Genomic DNA, 16,124 nt, shown 5'->3' on the forward strand with positions numbered 1-16,124 from the left:
ATTAGAAGCGGTAGTGCGAGAAAGCTTTGTTAGCTTCAGCCATACGGTGCACGTCTTCACGCTTCTTAACTGCAGCACCTTTACCTTCGGCAGCGTCCAACAGTTCGCCAGCCAAACGCAGAGCCATAGACTTCTCGCCGCGCTTACGGGCGAAGTCTACCAACCAGCGCATTGCCAGAGCGTTACGACGGGACGGACGAACTTCAACCGGAACCTGGTAAGTAGCACCGCCTACACGGCGCGACTTTACTTCGACCAGCGGAGCGATGGCGTCGAGAGCTTTCTCGAAGATTTCCAGGGGGTCGCTGTTCTTGCGTTCTTTAACCTTTTCCAGCGCGCCATAAACGATACGCTCGGCAACGGCTTTCTTGCCGCTTTCCATCACGTGGTTCATGAACTTGGCCAGGATTTGGCTTCCGTATTTTGGATCGTCAAGCACTTCGCGCTTGGCTGCTACGCGTCTTCTTGGCATGGATAAGCCCTCAAACGGTCTTCAGGTTCGCTCGGAATCGGTGCCCATTACTACGGGACGCCTCCGACCTTACTCTTATCGACTCAGAAAAATAGAAATCAGTTTTTTGCAGCAAGCGACCATTACTTCGGACGCTTGGTACCGTACTTCGAACGACCCTGGTTACGACCTTTAACGCCGGAAGTATCCAACGAACCGCGAACGGTGTGGTAACGAACACCTGGCAAGTCTTTTACACGACCGCCGCGGATCAGTACCACGCTGTGCTCTTGCAGGTTGTGGCCTTCACCGCCGATGTACGAGGAAACCTCGAAACCGTTGGTCAGGCGCACACGGCATACTTTACGCAGTGCCGAGTTAGGTTTTTTCGGCGTGGTGGTGTACACACGGGTGCACACGCCACGGCGTTGCGGGCAGTTCTGCAGCGCAGGCACGTCGGATTTCTCGACGATACGCTTACGCGGCTGACGTACCAGCTGGTTGATAGTTGCCATCTACTAGCTCCACTGTTGTCTTGCGACGCTATTGTCTTGCAAGAAAAGCAAAATGGCAGGAACGAATTCCCGCCAAATTTAGGGGTACAAGAGTCTAAAGAGGATCTTGTCCCCAGTCAAGGCAAGGCCCCGACCTCCCCGCCCATCAAACCTCGACAAATTGTCTCGATTCGATGAACGGAGTGACCAGGGCCTCAGCTCATTTACCGCAGAACTCAGTTACCGCTCGAGTTCAGCGCTTCGGTCAGTGCAGCTTCCACTTCACTGGCGCTTACGCGCAACGGCTTGTCTGCATCACGGCGGCGCTTACGCTCGCTGTGGTAGGCCAGGCCGGTACCCGCCGGGATCAGACGACCCACGACCACGTTTTCTTTCAGGCCGCGCAGGTAGTCGCGCTTGCCGGTAACCGCCGCCTCGGTCAGTACACGGGTGGTTTCCTGGAAGGAAGCCGCCGAGATGAACGATTCGGTGGACAACGACGCCTTGGTGATACCCAGCAGAACGCGAGTGAACTTGGAGACAAATTTGTCTTCGCCGCTCAAACGTTCGTTCTCTACCAGAACATGAGTCAATTCCATCTGGTCGCCCTTGATGAAACTGGAATCGCCGGATTCAGCGATCTCAACTTTACGCAGCATCTGACGCAGGATGGTCTCGATGTGCTTGTCGTTGATCTTCACGCCTTGCAGACGGTAAACGTCCTGGATCTCGTTGACGATGTACTTGGCCAGCGCACTCACACCCAGCAGACGCAGGATGTCGTGCGGATCGCTTGGGCCGTCGGAGATAACTTCGCCGCGGTTTACCTGTTCGCCTTCGAACACGTTCAGGTGACGCCACTTCGGAATCAGCTCTTCGTACGGATCGCTACCGTCGTTCGGGGTAATAACCAGACGGCGCTTGCCCTTGGTTTCTTTACCGAACGCGATGGTGCCGCTGACTTCAGCCAGAATCGAGGCCTCTTTCGGACGACGAGCTTCGAACAAGTCGGCAACACGCGGCAGACCACCGGTGATGTCACGGGTCTTCGAAGTTTCTTGCGGGATACGAGCGATAACATCACCGATCGCGATCTTCGCGCCGTCCGCCACACCGACCAGGGCGTTGGCTGGCAGGAAGTACTGAGCGATAACGTCAGTGCCTGGCAGCAACAGATCCTTGCCGTTGTCATCAACCATCTTCACAGCAGGACGGATATCTTTACCGGCAGCTGGACGGTCTTTGGCGTCGAGGACTTCAATGTTGGTCATACCGGTCAATTCGTCAGTCTGACGCTTGATCGTGATGCCTTCTTCCATGCCCACGTAGGTCACGGTACCTTTCATTTCGGTAACGATCGGGTGAGTGTGCGGATCCCACTTGGCCACGATGGCACCAGCGTCGACCTTGTCACCTTCCTTGACCGAAATTACCGCACCGTACGGCAGCTTGTAACGCTCGCGCTCACGACCGAAGTCATCAGCGATAGCCAGCTCACCGGAACGGGACACGGCAACCAGGTGACCGTCCACTCGCTCAACGTGTTTCAGGTTGTGCAGACGGACGGTACCGCCGTTCTTCACCTGAACGCTGTCGGCTGCGGAGGTACGGCTTGCCGCACCACCGATGTGGAACGTACGCATCGTCAGCTGGGTACCCGGCTCACCGATGGACTGGGCAGCGATAACGCCGACCGCTTCACCGATGTTCACCTGGTGACCACGAGCCAGGTCGCGACCGTAGCACTTGGCGCAGATACCGAAACGGGTTTCGCAGCTGATCGGCGAACGAACGATCACTTCGTCGATGCTGTTGAGCTCGATGAACTCGACCCACTTTTCGTCAACCAGGGTGCCGGCAGGAACGATGACGTCCTCGGTACCTGGCTTGAATACGTCACGGGCGATAACACGACCCAATACGCGCTCACCCAGCGGCTCTACAACGTCACCGCCTTCAATGTGCGGAGTCATCAGCAGGCCGTGCTCGGTGCCGCAATCGATCTCGGTTACAACCAGGTCTTGCGCCACGTCTACCAGACGACGAGTCAGGTAACCCGAGTTCGCCGTTTTCAACGCGGTATCCGCCAGACCTTTACGAGCACCGTGAGTGGAGATGAAGTACTGGAGTACGCTCAAACCTTCACGGAAGTTCGCGGTGATCGGCGTTTCAATGATGGAACCGTCCGGCTTGGCCATCAGGCCACGCATACCGGCCAGCTGACGAATCTGTGCTGCGGAACCCCGCGCACCCGAGTCGGCCATCATGTACATCGAGTTGAAAGACTCTTGGTCGACTTCGACGCCATGACGGTCGATGACTTTCTCTTTCGAGAGGTTGGCCATCATCGCCTTGGAAACTTCGTCGTTCGCCTTGGACCAAAGGTCGATCACTTTGTTGTACTTCTCGCCCTGGGTTACCAGGCCGGAGGCGTACTGACTTTCGATCTCTTTCACTTCGTCGGTGGCTGCACCGATGATGCGGGCTTTTTCATCCGGGATAACGAAGTCGTTAACACCGATGGAAACGCCGGAAATGGTCGAATAGGCAAAACCGGTGTACATCAACTGGTCAGCGAAGATCACGGTCTCTTTCAGACCAACCACGCGGTAGCACTGGTTGATCAGCTTGGAGATCGCCTTTTTCTTCATCGGCAGGTTGACGACGTCGTACGACAGACCTTTTGGCACAACCTGGAACAACAGCGCACGGCCGACAGTGGTGTCGACGATACGGGTGTTGGTCACGCTGCCGCCATCACGGTCGTTGACGGTTTCGTTGATCCGCACTTTGACCTTGGCGTGCAGTGCGGCTTCGCCGGCACGGAACACACGGTCAACTTCCTGCAGATCCGCGAACACACGACCTTCGCCTTTGGCGTTGATCGCTTCACGGGTCATGTAGTACAGGCCCAATACAACGTCCTGCGACGGAACGATGATTGGCTCACCGTTGGCTGGCGACAGAATGTTGTTGGTCGACATCATCAACGCACGCGCTTCCAACTGGGCTTCCAGTGTCAGCGGTACGTGCACGGCCATTTGGTCGCCGTCGAAGTCGGCGTTGTACGCGGCGCAGACCAGAGGGTGCAGCTGGATAGCCTTACCTTCGATCAGTACCGGTTCAAACGCCTGGATACCCAGACGGTGAAGGGTCGGTGCACGGTTGAGAAGAACCGGGTGTTCGCGAATCACTTCAGCGAGAACGTCCCAAACCTCTGGCAATTCGCGCTCGACCATCTTCTTGGCTGCTTTGATGGTGGTAGCGAGACCACGCATTTCCAGCTTGCCGAAAATGAACGGCTTGAACAGCTCGAGAGCCATCTTCTTCGGCAGACCGCACTGGTGCAGACGCAGGGTCGGACCTACGGTAATTACCGAACGGCCGGAGTAGTCAACACGCTTACCGAGCAAGTTCTGACGGAAACGACCTTGCTTACCCTTGATCATGTCAGCCAGGGATTTCAGAGGACGCTTGTTGGAACCGGTGATAGCGCGGCCACGACGACCGTTGTCGAGCAGTGCGTCGACGGCTTCCTGCAACATACGCTTTTCGTTGCGCACGATGATGTCCGGAGCGGACAGATCCAGCAGGCGCTTCAAGCGGTTGTTACGGTTGATCACTCGACGATACAGATCGTTGAGGTCGGAAGTCGCGAAGCGACCGCCATCCAGCGGGACCAGTGGACGCAGATCTGGCGGCAGAACCGGCAGAACGGTCAGCACCATCCATTCTGGAAGGTTGCCGGAGCCCTGGAAGGCTTCCATCAACTTCAGACGCTTGGACAGCTTCTTGATCTTGGTTTCGGAGTTGGTTTGCGGAATTTCTTCACGCAGACGGCCAATCTCGTGCTCCAGGTCGATAGCGTGCAGCAGCTCACGGACAGCTTCGGCACCCATGCGGGCATCGAAATCGTCACCGAACTCTTCCAGCGCTTCGAAGTACTGCTCGTCGTTCAGCAGCTGGCCTTTTTCAAGGGTGGTCATGCCTGGATCGATAACGACATAGCTCTCGAAGTAGAGAACGCGTTCGATATCACGCAGGGTCATGTCCATCAGCAAGCCGATACGCGACGGCAGCGATTTCAGGAACCAGATGTGGGCAACTGGCGAGGCCAGTTCGATGTGCGCCATGCGCTCACGACGAACTTTAGCCAGCGCGACTTCAACGCCGCACTTCTCGCAGATCACACCGCGGTGCTTCAAGCGCTTGTACTTACCGCACAGGCACTCGTAATCCTTTACCGGGCCAAAGATCTTGGCGCAGAACAGGCCGTCACGCTCAGGTTTGAACGTACGGTAGTTAATGGTTTCCGGCTTTTTAACTTCGCCGAACGACCACGAACGGATCATCTCAGGCGACGCCAATCCGATACGGATGGCGTCGAACTCTTCGACTTGACCCTGGTTTTTCAGCAAATTCAGTAGGTCTTTCAAGGCCTTTCCTCCTGGCGGAGCAGAGAGCGGGCAGTGTTGCCCCGCTCTCGATTCGCGTCACGTGTTATTCGGTTTCCAGATCGATATCGATGCCGAGGGAACGAATTTCCTTGATCAACACGTTGAAGGACTCGGGCATGCCCGGCTCCATACGGTGATCGCCATCCACGATGTTCTTGTACATCTTGGTACGGCCGTTCACATCGTCCGACTTCACTGTGAGCATTTCTTGCAGAGTGTAAGCGGCACCGTATGCTTCCAGTGCCCAGACCTCCATCTCCCCGAAACGCTGACCACCGAACTGCGCCTTACCACCCAGCGGCTGCTGGGTAACCAGGCTGTACGAACCGGTAGAACGCGCGTGCATCTTGTCGTCTACCAAGTGGTTCAGCTTCAGCATGTACATGTAGCCAACGGTAACCGGGCGCTCGAACTTGTTGCCGGTACGGCCGTCGGTCAGCTGCATCTGGCCGCTTTCTGGCAGGTCTGCCAGTTTCAGCATGGCCTTGATTTCGCTTTCCTTGGCGCCGTCGAACACTGGAGTGGCCATTGGAACGCCGCCACGCAGGTTTTGAGCCAGGTCCAGGATTTCCTGGTCCGAGAAGTCATCGAGGCTTTCCTGACGACCGCCGATCTCGTTGTAGATCTCGTGCAGGAACTTACGCAGCTCGGCAACTTTGCGCTGCTCTTCAACCATGCGGTTGATCTTCTCGCCCAGACCTTTGGCCGCGAGGCCCAGGTGGGTTTCAAGGATCTGACCTACGTTCATACGCGAAGGTACGCCCAACGGGTTGAGGACAACGTCGACCGGGGTGCCATTGGCATCGTGCGGCATGTCTTCAACCGGCATGATCACGGAGACCACACCCTTGTTACCGTGACGACCGGCCATTTTGTCGCCCGGCTGGATGCGACGACGGATTGCCAGGTAAACCTTGACGATTTTCAGCACGCCTGGAGCCAGGTCATCGCCCTGCTGCAGTTTGCGCTTCTTGTCTTCGAACTTGTCGTCCAGCAGACGGCGACGATCAACGATATAGGCCTGGGCCTTTTCGAGCTGCTCGTTCAGGGCATCTTCAGCCATGCGCAGTTTGAACCACTGGCCGTGCTCAAGACCGTCGAGCACTTCGTCGGTGATGTCCTGGCCCTTCTTCAGACCGGCGCCGCCTTCGGCTTTGTGGCCGACCAGAGCGGAGCGCAGACGTTCGAAAGTAGCACCTTCGACGATACGGAACTCTTCGTTGAGGTCCTTGCGGATCTCGTCCAGCTGGGACTTCTCGATCGACAGGGCACGCGCATCACGCTCAACGCCGTCGCGGGTGAAGACCTGTACGTCAATGACAGTACCTTTGGTACCGGTAGGTACGCGCAGGGAGGTGTCTTTAACGTCGCTGGCTTTTTCACCGAAGATCGCACGCAGCAGTTTTTCTTCCGGAGTCAGTTGGGTCTCGCCTTTCGGAGTGACCTTACCCACCAGGATGTCGCCTGCGCCAACTTCAGCACCTACGTAAACGATACCGGCTTCGTCCAGCTTGTTCAGTGCAGCTTCACCCACGTTCGGGATGTCCGCAGTGATTTCCTCTGGGCCAAGCTTGGTGTCACGGGCCACACAGGTCAGTTCCTGGATGTGGATCGTGGTGAAACGGTCTTCTTGAACAACGCGTTCCGACAGGCAGATGGAGTCTTCGAAGTTGAAGCCGTTCCATGCCATGAAGGCGATGCGCATGTTCTGACCCAGTGCCAGTTCACCCATGTCGGTGGACGGACCGTCGGCCATGATGTCGCTACGCTGAACCCGATCACCTTTACGCACCAGCGGACGCTGGTTGATGCAGGTGTTCTGGTTGGAGCGGGTGTACTTGGTCAGGTTGTAGATGTCGACACCGGCTTCACCGGTTTCTACTTCGTCATCGGCAACACGAACCACGATACGGCTGGCGTCGACGGAGTCGATCACGCCGCCACGACGAGCCACGACGCAAACGCCGGAGTCACGGGCTACGTTACGCTCCATGCCGGTACCTACCAGCGGCTTGTCAGCACGCAGGGTTGGTACAGCTTGACGCTGCATGTTCGAACCCATCAACGCACGGTTGGCGTCGTCGTGCTCGAGGAACGGAATCAGCGACGCCGCAACCGAAACTACCTGCTTCGGCGATACGTCCATCAAGGTGACGTCTTCCGGCGCCTTGACGGTGAATTCGTTCAAGTGACGAACAGCTACCAGCTCGTCGATCAGGACTTTCTTGTCGTTCATCGTGGCCGAAGCCTGGGCGATCACGTGATCAGCTTCTTCGATGGCGGACAGGAACACGATCTCGTCGGTGACCAGGGCGTCTTTCACCACGCGGTACGGGCTCTCGAGGAAGCCGTACTGGTTGGTGCGCGCATAGGCAGCCAGGGAGTTGATCAGACCGATGTTCGGACCTTCCGGCGTTTCGATCGGGCAAACACGACCGTAGTGCGTCGGGTGTACGTCACGAACTTCAAAGCCGGCACGCTCACGTGTCAGACCACCAGGGCCGAGTGCAGAGACACGACGCTTGTGGGTGATCTCGGACAGCGGGTTGTTCTGGTCCATGAACTGGGACAGCTGGCTGGAACCGAAGAACTCTTTCACCGCCGCAGCCACTGGCTTGGCGTTGATCAGGTCTTGCGGCATCAGGCCTTCGCTTTCAGCCATCGACAGACGCTCTTTGACCGCACGCTCAACACGTACCAGGCCAACGCGGAACTGGTTCTCGGCCATTTCGCCAACGCAGCGAACACGACGGTTACCCAGGTGGTCGATGTCATCGACGATGCCTTTACCGTTACGGATGTCGACCAGGGTCTTCAGTACCGCGACGATGTCTTCCTTGCACAGCACGCCCGAACCTTCGATCTCGGTACGACCGATACGACGGTTGAACTTCATCCGGCCGACCGCAGACAGGTCGTAGCGCTCAGGGCTGAAGAACAGGTTGTTGAACAGGGTCTCGGCAGCGTCTTTGGTTGGCGGCTCGCCAGGACGCATCATGCGATAGATCTCGACCAGCGCTTCCAGTTGGTTGCTGGTGGAGTCGATCTTCAGTGTGTCGGAGACGAACGGACCGCAGTCGATATCGTTGGTGTACAGAGTTTCGATGCGAACAACGCCGGCCTTGGCGATTTTCGCCAGGATCTCGGTGTTCAGCTCAGTGTTGCACTCTGCCAGGATTTCGCCGGTTGCCGGGTGCACGATGACCTTGGCGGTTGTGCGACCCAGGACGTAGTCCAGCGGCACATCCAGCTCTTTGATCCCGGCTTTTTCCAGCTGGTTGATGTGGCGAGCGGTGATGCGACGACCCTGCTCGACAATAACCTTGCCTTTGTCGTCCTGGATATCGAGGACAGCGATTTCACCGCGCAGGCGCTGAGGCACCAGCTCCAGGCTCAGGGTCTCGCCCTTAACGTGGAATACGTTGGTGGTGTAAAACGCGTCCAGCACTTCTTCAGTGGTATAGCCGAGCGCGCGCAGCAGTACCGATGCAGGCAGCTTGCGACGACGGTCGATACGCACGAATACGCAGTCTTTCGGGTCGAACTCGAAGTCCAGCCACGAACCGCGGTAAGGAATGATGCGCGCGGAGTACAGCAGTTTACCGGAGCTGTGCGTCTTGCCACGGTCGTGGTCGAAGAACACGCCAGGGGAACGGTGCAGCTGGGAAACGATTACACGCTCGGTACCGTTGATTACGAAGGTACCGTTCTCAGTCATCAGGGGGATTTCACCCATGTAGACTTCTTGCTCTTTGATGTCCTTGATCGCTTTGTTCGACGATTCTTTGTCGAAAATGATCAGGCGCACTTTTACCCGCAAAGGTACGGCGTACGTTACACCGCGCAATACGCATTCTTTGACATCAAATGCCGGTTCGCCCAAGCGATAACCGACGTACTCCAGCGCAGCATTGCCGGAGTAGCTGATGATCGGGAAAACGGATTTGAAGGCCGCATGCAGGCCCACGTCGCGGAACTGATCTTTAGTCGCTCCCGCTTGCAAGAATTCACGATACGAATCCAGCTGGATGGCCAGGAGGTAAGGCACATCCATGACGTCCGGCAACTTGCTAAAGTCCTTGCGGATACGTTTTTTCTCAGTATATGAGTAAGCCATCAGCGTTCCCCAGCTTGGTCACCTGCTTGTTTGGCCCCTCCCGACGGGAGCGACCAGAAAATCGTGCAAACCCCATGGTTTGCGCCACCGCATCGGGTGGTTACAGCTCGTTATCGGCACCGACCCAGTCGGCTGCCAATAACGGAAAAAGGCCGGTGGCAAGAGCCACCAGCCATCAGCCTGTCGCTTAACGCTCGGGCTGGAGACGCAAGGTCGGAGCTTACTTCAGCTCGACTTTAGCGCCTGCTTCTTCCAGAGTTGCTTTGGCTTTGTCAGCTGCGTCTTTGGCAACAGCTTCCAGAACCATGGCAGGAGCGCCGTCAACTACAGCCTTGGCTTCTTTCAAGCCCAGACCGGTCAGTTCACGTACTGCCTTGATCACGTTAACTTTCTTCTCGCCAGCTTCGGTCAGCATGACGTTGAATTCGGTTTGCTCTTCAGCAACGGCAGCAGCAACAGCTGGGCCAGCCGATGCAGCAGCAGCAGTAACGCCGAATTTTTCTTCGAAAGCTTTGATCAGCTCAACAACTTCCATTACGGACATGTTGCCAACTGCTTCAAGGATATCGTTCTGAGAGATAGACATGAATCTAATTCCTGATATTGGGGACGGCCTACGCGACCATCGAAAAAAACAAAAAACGCGAGAAGTTGACGAGCCTTAGGCTGCAGCAGCTTCTTTCTGGTCGCGAATTGCCGCCAGGGTACGAGCCAATTTGCTGGTAGCGCCTTGAATCACGCTCATCAGCTGAGAAATTGCTTCGTCACGGGTCGGCAGAGTTGCCAGTACGTCGATTTGGTTAGCTGCGAGGAACTTGCCCTCGAACGCAGCTGCCTTGATCTCGAACTTGTTCTGACCCTTGGCGAACTCTTTGAAAATCCGGGCAGCAGCGCCTGGATGTTCCTTGGAGAACGCGATAAGGGTAGGGCCGCTGAACACGTCGTTGAGAACACTGAATTCAGTGTCAGCAACGGCGCGCTTGAGCAGGGTGTTACGTACAACACGTACGTAAACGCCAGCTTCGCGAGCCTCTTTACGGAGTCCGGTCATTGCGCCTACTGTTACGCCACGGGCATCAGCCACGACAGCGGACAGAGCGACTTTGGCAGCCTCGTTGACTTCAGCGACGATGGCCTTCTTGTCTTCGAGTTTAATTGCCACGGGTTTAACTCCTGCTTGTTACCGTTTCATTCGATCGAAACCGAATGTCGTTTTGGTGTCTGATTCGGTAAGGAACCGGGAGCACCATCTGCGTAGGCTTGTGGTTTAAGACTTGCGTCGCCTACGGTCTTGGATAGCCCCCGCCAGGCAGGGACCCCAATTTTTCAATTGGCGCAATCGCTTGCGCCAATTTGTGTCTTACGCGTCGAGCGAGCTTTGGTCGATGACCAGACCTGGGCCCATAGTGGTGCTCAGGGTAACGCGCTTGACGTAGATACCTTTCGAGGAAGCTGGCTTGATACGCTTCAGGTCAGCGATCAGGGCTTCAACGTTTTCCTTCAGCTTGACGGCGTCGAAGCCGATCTTGCCAACGGAAGTGTGGATGATGCCGTTTTTGTCGGTGCGATAACGAACCTGACCAGCCTTGGCGTTTTTAACCGCGGTAGCTACGTCTGGCGTTACGGTGCCGACTTTAGGGTTAGGCATCAGGCCACGTGGACCGAGGATCTGACCCAGTTGACCTACAACGCGCATGGCATCCGGGGATGCGATCACTACGTCATAGTTCAGGTCGCCGCCTTTCATTTCGGCAGCCAGGTCGTCCATGCCTACACGGTCAGCGCCGGCAGCCAGAGCGGCTTCAGCAGCTGGACCCTGGGTGAACACAGCAACGCGAACGGTCTTGCCAGTGCCGTGTGGCAGCACAGTAGCGCTACGAACGACCTGGTCGGATTTACGCGGGTCAACACCCAGGTTTACAGCTACGTCGAACGACTCGCTGAACTTGACAGTCGACAGCTCAGCCAGCAGAGCAGCGGCGTCTACAAAGTTGTAGGCCTTGCCTGCTTCGATTTTGCCGGCGATAGCCTTTTGACGCTTGGTCAGCTTAGCCATTACACACCCTCCACGTTAAGGCCCATGCTACGAGCAGAACCGGCGATAGTACGCACGGCTGCTTCCATATCAGCTGCAGTCAGATCCGCGTTTTTGGTTTTCGCGATTTCTTCCAGCTGAGCACGGGTTACAGTGCCAACCTTAACGGTGTTCGGACGAGCGGAACCGCTGGTCAGACCTGCCGCCTTCTTCAGCAGAACCGAAGCAGGGGTGGATTTGGTTTCGAACGTGAAGCTACGGTCGCTGTAGACAGTGATGATCACTGGAGTCGGCAGACCTGGCTCAAGACCCTGAGTACGGGCGTTGAAAGCCTTGCAGAATTCCATGATGTTCACGCCGTGCTGACCCAGAGCAGGACCAACAGGTGGGCTTGGGTTAGCCTGAGCGGCCTTCACTTGCAGCTTGATGTAAGCGGTAATCTTCTTGGCCATGAGGCACTCCAATTACGGGTTCAAACGCCTCGAAAGGCTCCCCGGTTACTTGCGCGTTTATCCCAGTGACGACAAAACCCCACAGCCTAAGGCTGCGGGGTTGGGATGCTTGTTCAGTTAGACCTTTTCGACCTGACTGAACTCCAACTCTACCGGAGTAGAGCGTCCGAAAATGAGCACCGCGACCTGGATCCGGCTCTTTTCGTAGTTGACCTCTTCGACCGTGCCGGTGAAATCGGCAAACGGACCGTCGTTGACGCGCACCGACTCACCTGGCTCGAACAACGTCTTCGGCTTCGGCTTATCGCTACCATCAGCAACACGACGCAGAATCGCTTCTGCCTCTTTATCAGTAATCGGTGCCGGCTTATCAGCGGTACCGCCGATAAAGCCCATTACACGAGGAGTGTCCTTGACCAAGTGCCAAGTACCCTCGTTCATATCCATCTGGACCAGCACATAACCAGGGAAGAACTTACGCTCGCTCTTGCGCTTCTGGCCATTACGCATTTCAACCACTTCTTCAGTGGGAACCAGAATTTCGCCGAAGCCATCTTCCATGCCAGCCAGCTTTACGCGCTCGATCAGCGAGCGCATTACATGCTTCTCGTAACCGGAGTAAGCATGCACAACGTACCAACGCTTAGCCACGGGACACCCTTAGCCGACAATCAAGGAAACAAGCCAGCCGAGCAGGGAATCGAGCCCCCACAACAGCAACGCCATAACCAGGACAACAGCCACAACGATCAACGTGGTCTGCGTGGTTTCTTGGCGAGTCGGCCATACGACTTTACGAATTTCGGTGCGCGCTTCCTTAACCAGTACAAAGAAAGACTTGCCCTTGACTGTCTGCAGGCCTACAAAGGCAGCTACGGCAGCAATGACAAGCAAAGCGAGTACGCGGTACAGGATCGGCGAAGCAGAGTAATACTGATTGCCAACAACGCCAACAACCACCAAAGCGACTACTACAAGCCACTTGAGGAGGTCGAAACGAGAGCCTTGAGCTTCAGCTTTAGGAGTCATCTATGAAGATCCTGTGAAAAGAAAGCCAGACACACCGAGTGAATCTGGCAGGTCAGGAGGGAATCGAACCCCCAACCTACGGTTTTGGAGACCGTCGCTCTGCCAATTGAGCTACTGACCTAAAACAAAATCAGGCCGACCATTATGCAGACCTGAAAAAGACTTTACAACCACTTGCTAGGCGACCCGATCGAAACACCCTCACCCACAAGAGCAAGAACTCTCAGAGCCACAACGGGGCGCAGCCTTAGCCGCCTAAAACAAAGGCAGATATTTGCATATCTGCCTTTTGTATGGAGCTCTTGAGCGGATTTGAACCGCTGACCTCACCCTTACCAAGGGTGTGCTCTACCAACTGAGCTACAAGAGCGTAACACCGTGCAAAACCTGCAAACTTGGAGCGGGTAGCGGGAATCGAACCCGCATCATCAGCTTGGAAGGCTGAGGTTCTACCACTAAACTATACCCGCGAGGCTTGCAGCTCTCGCTAAAAATGGTGGAGGGGGAAGGATTCGAACCTTCGAAGTCGTAGACGTCAGATTTACAGTCTGATCCCTTTGGCCGCTCGGGAACCCCTCCTAAGCGAGCCGGCATTCTACATCATGCCAGCCTTCTGTCAAGCATTTTTCTCATTAAAATCCTGAGCTTATCTGCGTTGACCTCGCTTCACTTCGTTGACCGCTTTAGGTCTTCGCTGTGGAGCGGGCGCCATTCTATGCAAACTATTCGGTGGGTGCAACCCCCCCACAAGGCATTATTTTATGTTTTAACTCATTGAATTCTCTAGAAAGGTTTATCAGCTGCAAGTCATCCAGCCAACGCTTGCTTTCAGGGGCCACTCGAACCCAGTACACAGGGGGTTCAGTCGGACTCGCAGGTAGCGATTGATATTTCACGCCCATGCCCGTCAACCTGCGCTCAAGCGCCTTCTCGACGTCCTGACTTACAAATCCACCCAGATAAAGGCATTCAGCCTCTGCCTGTGCCACCTTCCCTTTATCCCTGGCCGTATCCGTCGCCTCGCTCAAGAGACGAATGTCCTGCTGGGAACCGCGATACAGACTCAAAGGCGTTACGTCCTTGGCACGCAGAGGCGCCTCCTGTTGATGCCAGATGTAATAAAACACATTGAGAACGAGCAGCAGCAGAAACAACCAACGCATAAAGACCTCAAGACAAAGGGCATGCCATCGCCAAGCCGACGAACACCAGATCGGGAACCACCCGGGCCTCAGGCACTATCTCGGACACCAACGACGCATCACCACCGGTGAGGAACACCGTAAAGTTCTCCCCCCAATAACCCCGCGCCATCTCCAGTTGCGTCAGCACAAATCCGCGAAGCATCAACAGGCACCCGCGCTCAACCGCTTCGACCGTCGTGCGTCCCGGAACAAGACGCTCCAAAGCGCGCTCAGCCGCAAGATCTCCGTAACGAATCTTGCGGGTATGGGTGCGCAGCTGGTTTCGCATCAACGGCATCCCAGGGCATATAAACCCACCGAGATGATCACCATCCCCGGCAACGAAGTCCGCGGTCACCGCAGTACCGAAATCAAGCACCAGGCACGCGCCAGAAGCCAGATGAAACCCTCCGAGCAGCGCCAACCAACGATCAAGACCGAGCCGCTCAAATTCTTCATAGCCATTACGAACACCGGCCATTTCCTCGGCTGGAGCGGCACAGACCACCGAAATTTCGAAGGCAGCCTTCAGCCGGGCGATCAATTCGCCGGTTTCTTCGGCAGTCCTGACACTCACCAGCCGACAGAACCTCAACGCAAGGCCTTCAATCCCCTTCACGCCCTCGAGCAATGCCAGGTCGGAATCGACTACTCCCTCCCCTACCACCTGACGGGCGTCCGCCTTGAGCACACGCCACTTGATGAAACTATTTCCGCAGTCGAGCTCAAGAATCATGACGCAACCTCAGGCTCAGCTCACCGCCACTGAAGACTTTCTCCACACCACCCACCTTCAAGCGCAGCGCACCCTGACTATCGATACCCAGCACTTCGCCATCTATTTGGTTTGCACCCGCGATCAACGACACCGCACGCCCCTGCCATAGGTGATGCTGCTCCCACTCAGCCTGGATCGCCGAAAATCCATCGGCCTGGTGGCGAGCCAGGTATCTGTGGAGCATTTCACCCAGCGCCGCGACCAGGCGATTGCGATCAAACGCCTTGCCCGACTCCAGGCGCATGGACGTCCATTGTTGATCGACTTCATCGGTCATTTGCATGTTTACATTAATTCCGACACCCAGCACCACGTGACAGACGTCGGCAGGATCCCCGACCAGCTCAAGCAGTATTCCGGCAATTTTCTTCTGCCCTACCAGGACATCATTGGGCCATTTCAACCCAACCCCGGGAACCCCAAGCTCACGCAAGGCCTGCATGACGGCGAGCCCCACTACAAGGCTCAAGCCCTCCAGCTGGCGCATACCGCCCTCAACCCGCAACACCAGGCTGTAATAGACATTCTCAGCGAATGGACTGACCCACTTGCGCCCTCGCCGCCCGCGCCCGGCAGTTTGCCGCTCGGCAAGCACCAGAAAAGGCGCAGCCTGGTGCCGCTCGATGGCGCGCAGGGCTTCGGCATTGGTGGAGTCAATAGAGTCGAAGACCAGGACCGGCCAATTAGACGTGGGCGACAGTCGCCCTATCTCCGCAGGATCAAGCAACGTCAACGGTGCAGCCAATTGATAGCCGCGCCCCCGAACCTTGTGAATGGACAACCCCAGCTCAGCCTCAAGATGCTGAAGCTGCTTCCACACAGCGCTGCGACTGATGCCCAAGGCAGCGCCCAATGCCTGACCCGAATGGAATCGGCCATCCTTAAGAAGCTTTAACAACGTCAGCATGCAAGTCTCGCCTCACAATGAGGCCCGCATGATAGCCACGCCCCGAGCCGTTGCATAGAAACCCGAACAGACAGATTTTTCCAGCGGACAAAAACAAAACCCCTACCTGCATGTGCAGATAGGGGTTTTGGAATTTAATCTTGACGATGACCTACTCTCACATGGGGAAACCCCACACTACCATCGGCGATGCATCGTTTCACTTCTGAGTTCGGGATGG

13 protein-coding genes, 4 tRNA genes and 1 rRNA gene are annotated in these 16,124 nt (G+C 56.2%); all 18 read right to left on the reverse strand.

What is annotated here, in order from left to right; genetic code table 11:
• Position 1 precedes the first annotated feature (1 nt).
• The gene (gene rpsG / locus PSUM_RS25875; protein ID WP_002555493.1) at positions 2 to 472 is read right to left on the reverse strand and encodes a 30S ribosomal protein S7; all 471 of its coding nucleotides are present in this window, start codon (positions 470 to 472) and stop codon (positions 2 to 4) included.
• Positions 473 to 594: 122 nt separating this feature from the next.
• The gene (gene rpsL, locus PSUM_RS25880) at positions 595 to 966 is read right to left on the reverse strand and encodes a 30S ribosomal protein S12 (protein WP_003186084.1); all 372 of its coding nucleotides are present in this window, start codon (positions 964 to 966) and stop codon (positions 595 to 597) included.
• 215 nt (positions 967 to 1,181) lie between these two features.
• Positions 1,182 to 5,381: a DNA-directed RNA polymerase subunit beta' gene (gene rpoC, locus PSUM_RS25885; protein WP_008065703.1), complete on the reverse strand. Its 4,200-nt coding sequence runs from the start codon at positions 5,379 to 5,381 to the stop codon at positions 1,182 to 1,184.
• Positions 5,382 to 5,445: 64 nt separating this feature from the next.
• Complete coding sequence (gene rpoB / locus PSUM_RS25890; protein ID WP_008018199.1) at positions 5,446 to 9,519, reverse strand: DNA-directed RNA polymerase subunit beta; 4,074 nt, start codon at positions 9,517 to 9,519, stop codon at positions 5,446 to 5,448.
• A gap of 220 nt (positions 9,520 to 9,739) precedes the next feature.
• Positions 9,740 to 10,105, reverse strand: a complete 366-nt coding sequence (rplL, locus tag PSUM_RS25895; RefSeq protein WP_020799830.1) for a 50S ribosomal protein L7/L12 — start codon at positions 10,103 to 10,105, stop codon at positions 9,740 to 9,742.
• Positions 10,106 to 10,180: 75 nt separating this feature from the next.
• Complete coding sequence (gene rplJ / locus PSUM_RS25900; protein WP_008065701.1) at positions 10,181 to 10,681, reverse strand: 50S ribosomal protein L10; 501 nt, start codon at positions 10,679 to 10,681, stop codon at positions 10,181 to 10,183.
• 198 nt (positions 10,682 to 10,879) lie between these two features.
• On the reverse strand, positions 10,880 to 11,575 hold the full coding sequence (gene rplA / locus PSUM_RS25905; RefSeq protein WP_003186095.1) for a 50S ribosomal protein L1: 696 nt from the start codon (positions 11,573 to 11,575) through the stop codon (positions 10,880 to 10,882).
• A complete protein-coding gene (gene rplK / locus PSUM_RS25910; RefSeq protein WP_007933726.1) occupies positions 11,575 to 12,006 on the reverse strand; it encodes a 50S ribosomal protein L11 in 432 nt (143 codons plus the stop codon). Before rplK ends, rplA begins: the two co-directional genes overlap by 1 nt.
• Positions 12,007 to 12,123: 117 nt before the next feature.
• Positions 12,124 to 12,657, reverse strand: a complete 534-nt coding sequence (nusG, locus tag PSUM_RS25915) for a transcription termination/antitermination protein NusG (RefSeq protein ID WP_007933727.1) — start codon at positions 12,655 to 12,657, stop codon at positions 12,124 to 12,126.
• Between the two features lie 9 nt (positions 12,658 to 12,666).
• Positions 12,667 to 13,035 (reverse strand): preprotein translocase subunit SecE, encoded by a 369-nt coding sequence (gene secE / locus PSUM_RS25920; protein WP_007896620.1) that lies wholly within the window; start codon positions 13,033 to 13,035, stop codon positions 12,667 to 12,669.
• A 45-nt stretch (positions 13,036 to 13,080) separates the two neighbouring features.
• Positions 13,081 to 13,156 (reverse strand) — tRNA-Trp (locus tag PSUM_RS25925).
• 173 nt (positions 13,157 to 13,329) lie between these two features.
• A tRNA-Thr gene (locus PSUM_RS25930) sits at positions 13,330 to 13,405 on the reverse strand.
• A gap of 26 nt (positions 13,406 to 13,431) precedes the next feature.
• Positions 13,432 to 13,505: transfer RNA gene (locus tag PSUM_RS25935), tRNA-Gly, on the reverse strand.
• A 24-nt stretch (positions 13,506 to 13,529) separates the two neighbouring features.
• A tRNA-Tyr gene (locus PSUM_RS25940) sits at positions 13,530 to 13,614 on the reverse strand.
• A gap of 143 nt (positions 13,615 to 13,757) precedes the next feature.
• Positions 13,758 to 14,198, reverse strand: a complete 441-nt coding sequence (locus PSUM_RS25945; protein ID WP_020799831.1) for a hypothetical protein — start codon at positions 14,196 to 14,198, stop codon at positions 13,758 to 13,760.
• Between the two features lie 7 nt (positions 14,199 to 14,205).
• Positions 14,206 to 14,955 (reverse strand): pantothenate kinase, encoded by a 750-nt coding sequence (locus PSUM_RS25950; RefSeq protein ID WP_033040659.1) that lies wholly within the window; start codon positions 14,953 to 14,955, stop codon positions 14,206 to 14,208.
• Positions 14,945 to 15,904, reverse strand: a complete 960-nt coding sequence (gene birA / locus PSUM_RS25955; protein WP_033040658.1) for a bifunctional biotin--[acetyl-CoA-carboxylase] ligase/biotin operon repressor BirA — start codon at positions 15,902 to 15,904, stop codon at positions 14,945 to 14,947. The genes PSUM_RS25950 and birA overlap by 11 nt, the downstream gene beginning before the upstream one ends.
• A 138-nt stretch (positions 15,905 to 16,042) precedes the next feature.
• Positions 16,043 to 16,124 (reverse strand): 5S ribosomal RNA (rrf, locus tag PSUM_RS32720); the annotation flags it as partial.

Source organism: Pseudomonas umsongensis, from assembly GCF_002236105.1.
GTDB lineage: Bacteria > Pseudomonadota > Gammaproteobacteria > Pseudomonadales > Pseudomonadaceae > Aquipseudomonas > Aquipseudomonas umsongensis.